Annotated in this window: 13 protein-coding genes; 9 read left to right on the plus strand and 4 right to left on the minus strand. The window is 61.4% G+C overall.

Features of this window, described 5'->3' with window-relative positions:
- Window position 1: 1 nt before the first annotated feature.
- The 4 genes from GTP46_RS02570 to GTP46_RS02585 all read right to left on the minus strand — a co-directional run bounded on the left by GTP46_RS02570 (window position 2) and on the right by GTP46_RS02585 (window position 3,641).
- Window positions 2-676 (minus strand): thiol:disulfide interchange protein DsbA/DsbL, encoded by a 675-nt coding sequence (locus tag GTP46_RS02570; RefSeq protein WP_161005063.1) that lies wholly within the window; start codon window positions 674-676, stop codon window positions 2-4.
- A gap of 9 nt (window positions 677-685) precedes the next feature.
- Window positions 686-1,390 carry an SPOR domain-containing protein gene (locus GTP46_RS02575; RefSeq protein ID WP_161005064.1) on the minus strand — a complete coding sequence of 235 codons (705 nt, stop codon included), beginning with the start codon at window positions 1,388-1,390 and terminating at the stop codon, window positions 686-688.
- A gap of 21 nt (window positions 1,391-1,411) precedes the next feature.
- Window positions 1,412-3,121 carry an arginine--tRNA ligase gene (gene argS / locus GTP46_RS02580; protein ID WP_161005065.1) on the minus strand — a complete coding sequence of 570 codons (1,710 nt, stop codon included), beginning with the start codon at window positions 3,119-3,121 and terminating at the stop codon, window positions 1,412-1,414.
- Window positions 3,122-3,230: 109 nt separating this feature from the next.
- Window positions 3,231-3,641, minus strand: a complete 411-nt coding sequence (locus GTP46_RS02585; RefSeq protein WP_161005066.1) for a hypothetical protein — start codon at window positions 3,639-3,641, stop codon at window positions 3,231-3,233.
- 147 nt (window positions 3,642-3,788) lie between these two features.
- Between GTP46_RS02585 and rsmB the strand changes: the two genes are divergently transcribed.
- From rsmB to GTP46_RS02630, 9 genes are all read left to right on the plus strand, one after another.
- Window positions 3,789-5,201, plus strand: a complete 1,413-nt coding sequence (gene rsmB / locus GTP46_RS02590; protein ID WP_161005067.1) for a 16S rRNA (cytosine(967)-C(5))-methyltransferase RsmB — start codon at window positions 3,789-3,791, stop codon at window positions 5,199-5,201.
- A 64-nt stretch (window positions 5,202-5,265) separates the two neighbouring features.
- The gene (locus GTP46_RS02595; protein WP_229258777.1) at window positions 5,266-5,793 is read left to right on the plus strand and encodes a DUF4390 domain-containing protein; all 528 of its coding nucleotides are present in this window, start codon (window positions 5,266-5,268) and stop codon (window positions 5,791-5,793) included.
- Window positions 5,794-8,085 (plus strand): sensor histidine kinase, encoded by a 2,292-nt coding sequence (locus GTP46_RS02600; RefSeq protein WP_161005069.1) that lies wholly within the window; start codon window positions 5,794-5,796, stop codon window positions 8,083-8,085. It abuts the gene before it with no gap.
- 60 nt (window positions 8,086-8,145) lie between these two features.
- Window positions 8,146-8,859 (plus strand): response regulator, encoded by a 714-nt coding sequence (locus GTP46_RS02605; RefSeq protein ID WP_161005070.1) that lies wholly within the window; start codon window positions 8,146-8,148, stop codon window positions 8,857-8,859.
- A gap of 4 nt (window positions 8,860-8,863) precedes the next feature.
- A complete protein-coding gene (locus GTP46_RS02610; RefSeq protein WP_161005071.1) occupies window positions 8,864-9,268 on the plus strand; it encodes a GTPase in 405 nt (134 codons plus the stop codon).
- 100 nt (window positions 9,269-9,368) lie between these two features.
- Window positions 9,369-9,626 carry a BTH_I0359 family protein gene (locus GTP46_RS02615; protein ID WP_161005072.1) on the plus strand — a complete coding sequence of 86 codons (258 nt, stop codon included), beginning with the start codon at window positions 9,369-9,371 and terminating at the stop codon, window positions 9,624-9,626.
- A gap of 47 nt (window positions 9,627-9,673) precedes the next feature.
- Window positions 9,674-10,447 (plus strand): class II glutamine amidotransferase, encoded by a 774-nt coding sequence (locus GTP46_RS02620; protein WP_161005073.1) that lies wholly within the window; start codon window positions 9,674-9,676, stop codon window positions 10,445-10,447.
- Window positions 10,448-10,493: 46 nt separating this feature from the next.
- Window positions 10,494-11,774 (plus strand): EAL and HDOD domain-containing protein, encoded by a 1,281-nt coding sequence (locus tag GTP46_RS02625; RefSeq protein ID WP_161005074.1) that lies wholly within the window; start codon window positions 10,494-10,496, stop codon window positions 11,772-11,774.
- Window positions 11,775-11,966: 192 nt separating this feature from the next.
- Window positions 11,967-12,482, plus strand: a complete 516-nt coding sequence (locus GTP46_RS02630) for a hypothetical protein (RefSeq protein WP_161005075.1) — start codon at window positions 11,967-11,969, stop codon at window positions 12,480-12,482.
- Window position 12,483: the final 1 nt, after the last annotated feature.

Below are 12,483 nucleotides of genomic sequence, written 5' to 3' on the forward strand. Positions count from 1 at the left end.
CTTACTTCTTCTCTGCCTTGGCTTTGACGACCAGCGCATCCAGCACTTGCGTCACTTCGCCGTGCAGTTCCGCTTCATTCTTGGCGGCGTTGACGCCTGCATCAGCCAGCGTCGGTGAGGTGAGGTATTTGCCGTCCACGGCCAGCAGCGGCCATGAGTCGACGTTGTAGGCGTCCATCATGGAGATCGATTTGCGCACGCGGCCTGCCACGCCGAAGCCGCGGTAGGTGTCGATGAATTTCTGCTTGTCGATGCCTTGCTTGGCAATGAAATCGAATACCAGCTCGTCGCGGTTCAGGCGATTGTGGTTGACGTGGATTTCGTTGAAAGCTTTGGTGTGCAGTTCTGGCGTCAGCACGCCCATGGCTTCCAGTGTGAAGTACATTTTCTCTTGCGGCAGGTCGGTGCCCGGACGCGAGATGTGCATGCGCTTGAAGACGATGTTGTCGCCCTGTTTTTTCACCCACGCGTTGAGCGACTCGTCGAAGGCGGCGCAGTGCGGGCAGGCGTAGTCGAAGAACTCGATGATCTCGACTTTTTTGCCGGTATCCACAGGCTGCGGCGCGGCCAGCGTTTTGTACTCCACGCCGTTCTTTGGATCGGCAGGGGAGGCCACGGCGGTCAGCGCAACTGCGCTTAAGGTCATTGCGGTCAGGGCGAATTTCAGGAAACGCATCGTTACTCCTTATTTTTGGTTGCGTATGACGGCAACGTCGATGCCGTTTTCGGACAATTTGGCACGGACCTTGTTCATGGCTTCGACCGAGTTATAAGGGCCGGTACGCACACGATGCAGCACGCCGGCGTCGGTCGAACGGTCCGAGATATTGGCTTCAAAACCCAGCAAGGCCAGTTTGGCGCGTGCGCTCTCGGCGTCGGCCACTTCGCGGAAGGCGCCGGCTTGCAGGTAGTAGGTGAATTTGTCATCGCCGGCTGCGGCATCGGCAGCGGCAGCAGCAGCTTTAGCCACTGGTTGCGGCGCGACGTTGGCGGCGTTAGGCGCGGCGGCCGGTGCTGCCGGTTTGGTCGGCGTCGCCTGGATCTTGTCGACCACCGCTTGCAGCTGATCGGCCGCTGGTTTTACTGGTGCTGCCGGAGCGGCAGGTGCAGCCGCCGGTGCTGCTGGCGTATCGCGCGAGAAGTCCTTGGCTGCTTCGCGCGCTGCTTCCTTGTTGCCGTACATTGGCTTGTTAGGATCGGCGATCTGTCCCGCCGTTGGTTCCGCTGCTTTGCTCGGATGGCCTTTGTCCGTGAACGGCGTCGAGCCCTTGGTAATCATCAGCGCCACGACGACAGCGATACTGAGGCCGATAACCAGGCCAATCACGATGCCGATGAAGGTGTTGCCTTGCTGCTGCGAACGAGGTGTAAAGCTGGAGCGGAAATTCATTGTGCGGGATGTCCTTCGCAATTACATTTTGTTAGGAGCCGAAACGCCGATCAGCGCCAGACCGTTGCGCAGCACTTGGCGGGTCGCGACCATCAGGGCGATACGCGCGGCCTTCAGTGCTTCGTCGTCGACCAGCACGCGCTCCGCGAAGTAGAAGCTGTGCAGGTTGGCGGCCAGGTCGCGCAGGTAGAACGCGATCTGGTGCGGGCCCAGTTCCGTTTGCGCGCGTGCCAGCGTTTCTGGATAGGCTGCCAGGGTCGCCAGCAGGGCGGCTTCGGTCGGCGCGGTCAGCGGCGACAGGTCGACGTTGGCCAGCGTGGCTTCGTCGCCGGTCCACTGTTCCAGCATACGGCAGATACGCGCGTGGGCGTACTGCACGTAATAGACCGGGTTCTCGTCCGAGGTTTTCAGCGCGACGTCGACGTCGAACACGAATTCGGTGTCGGCTTTACGCGAGATCAGGAAGAAGCGCACAGCGTCGCGGCCCTTGGTGATGTCGCCGCCACCCGACCATTCGATCAGGTCACGCACGGTGACGTAGGAACCGGCGCGCTTGGAGATCTTGACCTCTTCGCCGCCTTTCATCACGGTGACCATTTTGTGCAGCACGTAGTCCGGGAAGCCTTGCGGGATGCCGACGTTGACCGCTTGCAGGCCGGCGCGCACACGGGCGATGGTGCCGTGGTGGTCGGAGCCCTGCACGTTAATCGCTTGCTGGAAGCCGCGCTGGAATTTGACGATGTGGTAGGCCACGTCCGGCACGAAGTAGGTGTAGGTGCCGTCCTTCTTGCGCATCACGCGGTTCTTGTCATCGCCGTAGTCCTCGGTGCGCAGCCACAGGGCGCCTTCTTCTTCGTAGGTCTTGCCGGATTTGTTCAGCATGTCGACGGCGGCATCCACTTTGCCGTCCGAGTACAGCGAGGACTCGAGGTAGTAGTTGTCGAACTTGACGCCGAAGGCTTGCAGGTCGATGTCCTGCTCATTGCGCAGGTAGGTCACGGCGAAGGCGCGGATCGATTCGATGTCTTCCACATCGCCCGAGGCGGTGGCTGGTGCGCCGTCCGATGCTGATACGGTTTTCTTGGCGGTGAAGTCGGCGGCGATGTCGGCGATGTAGTCGCCGTTGTAGGCCGATTCCGGCCACGCAGCGTCGCCCGGCTTGTGGCCACGCAGGCGCGCTTGCACCGAGTTGGCCAAGGTCTGGATTTGCACGCCGGCGTCGTTGTAGTAGAACTCGCGGGTGACGTCGTAGCCTTGCGACACGAACAGCGAGGACAGGGCGTCGCCCAGTGCTGCCTGGCGGCCGTGGCCTACGTGCAGTGGGCCGGTCGGGTTGGCCGAGACGAATTCGATGATGACTTTTTTGCCGTTGCCAACATTCGCAACACCAAAGGCGGCGCCTTGCGCCAGCACGCTCTTGACCACCGACTGCTTGGCGGCGGCGCTGACGCGCAAGTTGATGAAGCCCGGACCGGCGATGTCGGCGCTGTCGACCAGACCGTTGCGAGCCGGATCGGCCATCAGAGCGTCGACCAGCTTGGTGGCCAGTTCGCGCGGGTTCATTTTCAGCTGCTTGGCCAGCTGCATGGCGACGTTACAAGCCACATCACCGTGCGACGGGTCGCGTGGTCGTTCCAGCACGACGTTGGCAACCACTTCGGTGCCGGCGAGAATAGGGGCGAGGGCGGCCTGGAACAGGGCGGTAATGTCTTGTTTTTGTTGGGCTAACATGCGCTTAGAAATTCATCAGATAGTGGAAACGGCGGGCGCGTCAACGCCTGCCAAACAGCGGTAATTATACTGTGTTGACCGGCGAACGGCGTCGTGAACAGGATGTTGTTTAGTGTATAAACTTTGCGGCCGAGAAGGCGATGGTGGCAACCACGGCGGAGAGGGTGATCGAGGTGCCGACAAACCACCGGATGAGCCGCGCTTCCATTTGCGCCATTCGCACGTCCAGTTGTGCGATTTTGTCATCTTGCGCGCGGAAAAAGGTCATTGTCCTGACGTCCAGCGCGCCGATGGATTCCTGCATTTTGATGCCGAGATTGGCAACATCTTCCCGCGTCGAGTAGTTGGACTTAATGACCGCGACATCAATCTCCACGTCGTGCAACCTTTCGCCGAAGGTGCCCACTTGCCCCTGCAGCGTTGTCATTTGCCCCTGTAGCGTTGTCACCTGCCCCTGCAGCGTGACTACCCGATCAATGATTTGATTGGTAGTGGGTTCGGATTTAATTTGGGTATCCATGTGCCGATACTACGCCTGAAAACACGCCTACGTTTGTGTCAAATCAAGCGGTACGGATACAAGTGTTTACATATGTCGTAATCGCCTTGTCATAGGCTCTCCTGTATACTGCGCGATCACAGCCGTCACCCATTCTGGAATTAACATATGAACAAGCGTCCAACGCTCTCTTTGAAGTCGCCCGCCAAGTCCAAGCCGGCTGCGCCGAAAATGCGCTCCAGCCATGCGCGCGACCTGAAACCAGCGTTGCAGACAGGTTTCCAAACTAATCTCAAGCAGGATTCGCTGGCCTACAGCCTGATCGGCGCGGCCAATGCCATCGCCCAAGTCAAGAATGGCACCAATTTGCCGCAGGCGCTGGCACAAGTGTGGGGCCAACTGCCGGACGTCACGCCGCAAGCGCGCGGCGCCATGCAGGATATCGCCTACCGCGCCATGCGCCAGCTGGGCCAGAGCGAGGCTCTGATCTCCTTGATGGCGCCGAAAGCGCCGGAAGCGCTGGTCGGTGCGCTGCTATCCTGCGCACTGGCGCTGATGACGGCCCCGGACGACACCCCGCCGTACGAAGAATTCACCATCGTCGACCAGACCGTGACGGCAGCCGACGCCCACCCGGACACCGCCCGTGCCAAGGGTATGGTCAACGCCGTGCTGCGCCGCTTCCTGCGCGAGCGCAAGGCGCTGCTGGACGCGGTCCTGCTGCAACCAGTAGCAAAATGGAACTATCCGCAATGGTGGATCGACGCGGTTAAAACCGCCTGGCCGCAAGACTGGCAGGGCGTGCTGGCAACCGGTAACACCGCGCCGCCGCTGACCCTGCGCATCAACGCCCGCAAGACCAGCATCGAGCAATACCTGGCCAAGCTGGCTGAGGCCGGCATGGCCGCAACCCAGATCGGCCCCTACGCCGTGCGGCTGGCCAAGCCGGTCGGCGTACATTTGATCCCGGGCTTCGATGAAGGCCTGGTCTCGGTGCAGGACGCCGGCGCCCAGCTGGCCGCGCCGCTGCTGGACGTCCAAAACGGTATGCGCGTGCTGGATGCCTGCGCCGCGCCGGGCGGCAAGACTTGCCACATCCTGGAACTGGCCGACGCCCACGTCACCGCGCTGGATGCCGATGCCAAGCGCCTGGCCCGCGTTGGTGAAAATCTCGAACGCCTGGAATTGCAAGCCGCACTGAAGGCGGCCGACGCCCAACATAACGACTGGTGGGACGGTGAAAAGTTCGACCGTATTCTGGCCGACGTGCCGTGTACCGCTTCCGGCATCGTGCGCCGCCACCCGGATATCCGCTGGCTGCGCCGCAAGGGCGACGCGCTCCAACTTGCAACACTTTCCGGCAAAATCCTCGACAATCTTTGGCAGATGCTGGCACCGGGTGGTAAATTGCTATTCGTGACATGTTCCTTGTGGCCGCAGGAATCCGAGGCGCAGGCGGCCGCTTTTGCAGTACGCAACCAGGCTGTCCGACTGGATGCGCCCGGTCAATTGCTCCCCGCCGGCGGCTCCGGGCAGGATCACGATGGTTTGTTCTACGCGCTGTTTGAGAAAAATGCGTAACCTCTTGAGTACCGGCCCCCACGTGACCTTACGATTTTTTCGCCTTCTGATCGGATCCCTGCTGATGCTGCTGGCTTTGCTGCCGCAGCTGTCGCATGCCGCCGAAGGCGTGGAAATCCGTCGCGCGGTGGTCGAGGCTACCGAGGACGGCTATCGCCTCTCGGCCACTTATGGCTTTGAACTGAGCCACGAGATGGAAGATGCCCTGCAATACGGCAAAACCCTGTACTTCTACACCGAAATCGAATTTACCCGCCCGCGCTGGTACTGGTTCGATGAAAAAGCCATCACTGCGCGCCAGACCGTCAGCCTGTCGTACAACGTGCTGACCCGCCAGTACAACGTCGCCGTCAGCGGCAGCGTGCACCAGAGCTTCTCCTCGCTGGAAGATGCGCTATTCCTGATCCGTCGTCCGAATCGCTGGCTGGTGGCCGCGCGCGGCGCGCTCAAGGTGGGCGAAACTTACAACGTGAAACTCAGTATGGGCCTCGATCCCAACTACGTGCCCAAGCCGCTCAAGGTCAATGCCCTCAACAACAACGAGTGGCGCATGGTGTCCGATAAAAAGTCCTTCCAGTACAGGGCCGAGTAAGTGAAGACGGCCTTGCGGTATTTTTTCGTCGTTGGCGGCGGCATTGTCAGTATCCTGCTGTTCCTGCTGGCTTCGGCCTCCGATAATTCCGGCTTCTTCGACCGCTACTACGGCTGGCTGCTGGGCCTGAACGCGGCGGTGGCCGGTGCGCTGCTGCTGCTGGTGGCGGTCTCCCTGTTCCGCCTGTACGCCCGCTTCAAGGCCGGTAAGTTCGGCTCCAAGCTGATGACGCGGCTGGTACTGCTGTTTGCCGCCATTGGCGTGCTGCCGGGGCTGGTGATCTTCCTGGTCTCGGTGCAGTTCGTTTCCCATTCGATTGAGTCCTGGTTCAACGTGCCGGTGGAAGAGGCGCTGGAGTCCGGCATCAACCTCAGCCGCGCCGGTCTCGACCGCGCCGTTGGCGAGCTGACCGTGGTGGCCAATCGCACTGTGCAGGATCTGGCCGACCGTCCGTTTGGCACCGAGCGCGCCACGCTGGCAGCGCTGGTCAAGGGCCAGACCGGCATGCAGAACGCCATCATCGTTGACGCCGAGGGCGGGCTGGTGGTGAGCGCGCGCGCCAGCCGCAGCGGCAACCTCAGCGCCGACCTGCCGACCCGCGACATGATGGCCAAGGTGCGCAAGGACGATGTCTACGGCGCACCGGAAGGCGGCAACGAGCTGCACAGCGACCTGGTCAACGCGCCGTTGCCGGCCGAAACCGTGAACCAGCTGCGCCTGCGCGTGCTGGTCGCCATCCCCGACCACGTGCAGCCGAACGGCACCCACCTGGCGCCGCGCTACCTGCAACTGCTGCAACTGGCGCCGGCCCAGCTGGCGGCCGACGGCGAAACCATCCGCGCCGCCTATGCTGATTACAAGGAGCGCTTCGACGCCCGTCTCGGCCTGCGCAAAATGTACATCGTGACGCTGACGCTGACGCTGCTGCTGGCGGTGTTCGGCGCCATCGCCAGCGCCTTCCTGATCGCCAGCGACCTGGCGCAGCCGCTGCTGCTGCTGGCCGAAGGTACGCGCGCGGTGGCCGAGGGCGACTTATCGCCGCGGCCTATCGTCGCCACTTCGGACGAGCTAGGCACGCTGACCCAATCCTTCAACACCATGACGCGCCAGCTGTCGGACGCCCGCAGTGCGGTTGAACGCAACCGTTCAGCGCTGCAAACCGCCAAGGCCCACCTGGAGTCGGTGCTGGCCAATATGTCGGCGGGCGTGATGGTGCTGGACCATGAATTCCATCTGGTCAGCTGCAATGATTCGGTCGAGCGCATCCTGCAGCAGGCCGGCGTTACCATGATCGGCCAGAAGCTCGATGAGATCGAAGGCTTGCAGGAATTCGGCGGCGCCATTGTGGCCGCGTTTGCGGCGCAGAACGCGCAGTCGGCGGCCGGCCGCAACGTCACGCGCCTGCACTGGCAGCGCCAGATTGAAGTGCCGCGCCAGGCCATCGGCGTGGAAGGTAACGACCTGACTTTGCTGACGCGCGGTTCGCGCTTGCCAGTTGAAGGCGGTAGCGGCTACCTGGTGGTGTTCGACGATATCTCCGACGTGATCTCGGCCCAGCGCTCGATCGCCTGGGGCGAAGTGGCGCGCCGCCTGGCGCACGAAATCAAAAATCCGCTGACGCCGATCCAGCTATCGGCCGAGCGCATGCAGATGAAGCTGGAAGACAAGCTGATGCCGGCCGATGTCGAGCTGCTCAACAAAGGCACGGCCACCATCGTCAACCAGGTGGCGGCCATGAAGCGCATGGTGGACGACTTCCGCGACTACGCCAAGACCCCGCCAGCTGTGCTGGAGTCGCTCGACCTGAACGCGCTGATCGACGAGATCCTGCACCTCTACATCAGCGGTGAAGGAAACGACATTATTCACCCGCAGTTGGGCGCTGGTCTGCCGCGCGTGATGGGCGATCCGACCCAGCTGCGCCAGGTGATCCACAACCTGCTGCAGAACGCGCAAGACGCGATGGCCGAGCTGCCTGCCGACGCACCGCAAGCACGCATTGACGTGATCACCGAAGCCATTCATTATCAGGGCGCGGACGGCAGCACGCGTACCGCAGTGCGCTTGGCGATCGCGGATAACGGCCCGGGTTTTGCGCCGAAAATCCTGGCGCGCGCGTTTGAACCGTATGTCACGTCGAAGGCGCGCGGCACCGGCCTCGGCCTCCCGATGGTGAAAAAAATTATCGAAGAACATGGCGGACGGATCGATATCCAGAACCATGGCGATAGAAGTGGCGCGTCAGTGCTGATTTTGCTGTTAAAGTTAGCTCCGGCGACGCAAAATGGCTAAAGCGCTATGAATTACAAAAATCATTGCTGTCTAGAGATGGCGAAATGAGGACAAGGGAAGATGGCAAACATTCTGGTGGTTGACGATGAAATGGGTATCCGCGAGTTGCTCTCGGAAATCTTGAGCGACGAGGGACATGCAATACAGCTGGCCGAAAACGCCCAGCAGGCGCGTGAAGCGCGTGCGCAAGGTGCGCCGGACCTGGTGCTGCTCGATATCTGGATGCCGGATACGGATGGCGTCACCCTGCTCAAGGAATGGCAACGCGACGGCTTGCTCACCATGCCGGTGATCATGATGTCGGGCCACGCCACGATCGATACGGCGGTGGAGGCCACCCGCATCGGCGCGCTGAATTTCCTGGAAAAACCGATCGCCCTGCAAAAGCTGTTGAAAGCCGTGCAGGCTGGTCTGACCCGTGCCCAGGAAACCGTGCGCGCGCCAGCACTGGCGCCGCGTCCGATCGCGACGGCGCAGCCGGAAGAAGTAAGCTCGCCGGGCTTCGCCCAGCCGGTCGCTTCGGCGCAGATCGCAGTGCGCGGCGGCGCCACCGTGGCCGGTGCGGACAACCACATGTTCAACCTGTCGTTCGACCTGCCGCTGCGTGAGGCGCGCGACGCCTTTGAACGCATGTACTTCGAACACCACCTGGGCCGCGAAGGCGGCAGCATGACCCGCGTAGCGGAAAAAACCGGGCTGGAGCGCACCCACTTGTACCGCAAGCTCAAGCAGTTGGGCGTGGAGCCGGGCAAACTGGCCAAAAAGAACGCCTGAGTCCGTGACTGGCCAAGCTGCGGACCGTGCGCCGGTCCCGACCTGGCTGGTCACTGGCCCCCGCGCCGGCGCGCGCGAGGCGGCCATTGCGGCCCATCTCTCATCGGAGGGGGCCAGCGTCATCATTCTGGAGGGCTTGTCGGACGGCGGTTCGGCCCTTGTCTTCGACCCGGCCGAGGGTCCCTATCGCTTTGAAACCACACCGCAAGTGTTGCGTATCGCTCCGGGCTGCCTCCATTGCAGCGGTAATCTGATTTTGCGAGTAACATTAAACCGTGTGTTGCGCCGTCCCCCCGCGCAGCTCTACATCAGCCTGGCCTCCGCCGAGCACCTGGAACTGCTGCGTTCCTGGCTGTCCGAGGCGCCCTACGGGACCTTGCTGGATTTGCAAGACGACATCGCGGCCTAGCCCACGCCCGCTGATAGACCTTGAAATGGACCGTTTTCAACCCCAACTGGGTCATGAAGGCGGAACCTCAGGTGTTTCGCCCCTTGTGAAAGGAAGCAAAATGAACCTCATCTACAACAGCGAGCAATATAGTGTTGTCGAATTCGGCGCCGACCGGACTCTGGACGCCTTGCGTTTTGGTGGCTATGAAATCGTCGACAAGGGCGGCAAGCGTGAAATCTTCATCGCCGGCATCCTGGCACAGCACTTCCGCCGCGACGTCAACGAACTGATCGCCGGCGAGCCGACCATGGCGGAAATCGATGAATTCCTCGGCAGCTACGACGCGCTGATGAGTCAGCCAGTGCTTCTGCATTAATCGCATAAAAAGGGCCGGTTAGCACATGGCGTGGTTATAATCACGCCATGTGCCAACTACTAGGAATGAACTGCAATGTCCCGACCGACATTGTGTTCAGCTTTACCGGCTTTGCCATGCGTGGCGGCCAGACCGATACCCACCACGACGGCTGGGGCATCGCCTTCTTCGAGGGCGCCGGCGTGCGCCACTTTGTCGATCACCAAGCCGCGATTGCCTCACCAATCGCCGAGCTGATCAAGCGCTACCCGATCAAATCCACCAACGTTATTGCCCACATCCGCAAGGCTACCCAAGGCCAGGTGGCGCTGGAGAATTGCCATCCGTTTGTGCGCGAGCTGTGGGGACAGTACTGGGTGTTTGCCCACAATGGCGACCTCAAGGAATTTGCACCGCTGCTGAACGGCGCCTTCCGCCCGGTCGGCACCACCGACAGCGAGTTGGCCTTCTGCTACATCCTGCAGCAGCTGCGCGCCCGTTTTGGCGAGCAGCGCCCGCCGCTGGACCAGCTGCGTTCGGTGCTGAGTTCGCTAGTGCACGAGATTGCCACCCATGGCACCTTCAACATGATGCTGTCCTCGGGCGGCGAATTGTTTGCCCATTGCTCAACCAATCTGTTCTATCTGGTGCGCCAGCACCCGTTTGATACGGCCAAGCTGTCCGATGAAGATGTGAGCGTCGACTTCGCGCAAGTGACCACGCCCAATGACCGCGTCGCCATCATCGTCACCCAGCCACTGACTACCAATGAGCAATGGACTGCCTTCAAACCGGGTGAGCTGAAACTATTTATAGACGGGATCCCGCAAGCGGTAGATTGAGATAAATTTGCAAGACACAGCAGCCCATTGCTGTCAAAATAAGCTTATGATCGATCTCACCCTACATGATTCTGGGCCCCGTAGCTTGCGCGTGCGCGAATTCTACCTGGGACGCCAGCCTATTCTGGACCGTAACCAGGGCCTGTTTGGCTATGAGTTGCTGTTCCGCAACGCTCCGGTAGGGCCGGCGCATGTCACCAATGATTTGACCGCCACGGCGGCGGTGATCGCCCACGCTTCGCAGCTGGGCATGGAAAAAACCATCGGCGATGCACTGGGCTTCGTCAATGTGGACGCCAGCGTCATCATGAGCGACATCTTCCCCTTCCTGCCGCGTGAGAAGGTGGTGCTGGAGATCACCAACAGCATGGAGGCGACGCCTGCCGTGCTGGCCCGCATACGCGAGCTGATTAGCCACGGTTTCAGTTTTGCGCTGGACGACGTCACCGGTGAGACGCCGGACGTGCTGGCGCTGCTGCCGCTGGTCGATTACGTCAAAATGGACATGCGCAACATCCCCCTGTCGGCGCTGACCAAGCTGGCGCCGCGCTTCCGCCAGGAGAAGAAAAAGCTGGTGGCGGAAAAGGTGGAAACGCGCGAAGAATTCAAGAATTGCCTCGATCTCGGCTTCGATTACTTCCAGGGCTATTACTTCTCCAAGCCGGTCATCATGAGCGGCAAGAAGCTGTCGCCGTCGCAATTGGCGGTGATGGAGCTGATGACCCTGGTGACCTCGGACGCGGAAAACAATGAAATCGAACGCGCCATCAAGCGCGACGTGTCGCTGGCGCTGAACCTGCTGCGCCTGGTGAACACGCCGGCTGTCGGCGCGCGCCAGCGCATTGATTCGCTGAGCCAGGCCGTGACCATCCTCGGCCGCCGTCAGCTGCAGCGCTGGCTGCAAATCATGCTGTACGCCGAACCGAGCAAGCGCGGCCACAGCATGACGCCGCTGCTGATGCTGGCCACGACGCGTGGCCGCCTGCTGGAGCTGTTGGCTGGCAAGCTGCGGCCGAAGCAGCGCGATTCAGCCGACATCGCCTTCACGGTCGGCATCATGTCGCTGATGGATACGCTGTTCGGCATTTCCATGTCGGAGATCCTGGAACAAATCCCGGTCAGCGACGAGGTGCGCGACGCGCTGCTGGACCGTAGCGGCTTCTTCGGCGACCTGCTCAAGCTGGTCGAATGCATCGAGCGCATCGAGGACATGGACGGCCAGATCGTGCCTACCCTGCGCGACCTCGCCATGTCCACCGACGAACTGGTAGAGCTGGAAATGGCCGCGTTCGAATGGAGCGACAACGTGGTGCGCTACGCCCTGTAATCCAGCCTAAAGTTTCCACGAAACAATCCGATACATAAGGATACAAACAGTTTCGTGAGTGTTGCAATGGCGTATTCCGTCAGATCCCTGCTGGCGCAGTGCGTAAATCAGGTTATTCGCCAGAACTATCCTGAACACTATTGTTCACTGTGCCACGTGTACGCCATTGTCGGGTCCAACCTGATCAGCATCGTGCTAGACCGGGTATTCCGGCCGGTGGCGGGCCTGGCGGCTGTCGACTGCGGCAACGGCCAGCTGATGCGCATGATGGACAATACCGCCTTTGCCAATCCGGCCGGCGGCGCCTATCACTGCTGGATCGAGTCGGCTGACGATGTGGTCGGCGAGCGCGAGGTGGTGGACCTGACTTTCCGCCACAATCATACCTACGCTGAAAAGAATGGCTTTGGCTGGCAGCGCGAGTTGCCGCCGGATTTCCTGTGGGGGCCGCAAAGCCGCATCGTGGTGAAGGCGCCGCTGGCGGCCATTCCCGACCGCTTCCCCGATGGCATGGTGTGGCTGTGTGAAACCGATGAAGGCTGGGCGTGGATGATGGACCAGCTGGCCACCCACCAGAACGCCTTTGTGGCATTGACCACGCAGGCTTTGCAGCTGTTTCAGGCCAGCCTGCCGCCGGAATCGACGCTGCTGGCGCCTGCTGCGCCAGAGGTCGCTACGCCGGCCACCGTGGTGATGGCCGCGCTGTAGA

The sequence above is a fragment of the Duganella flavida genome (assembly GCF_009857445.1).
GTDB classification, from domain to species: Bacteria; Pseudomonadota; Gammaproteobacteria; order Burkholderiales; family Burkholderiaceae_D; genus Rugamonas; species Rugamonas flavida.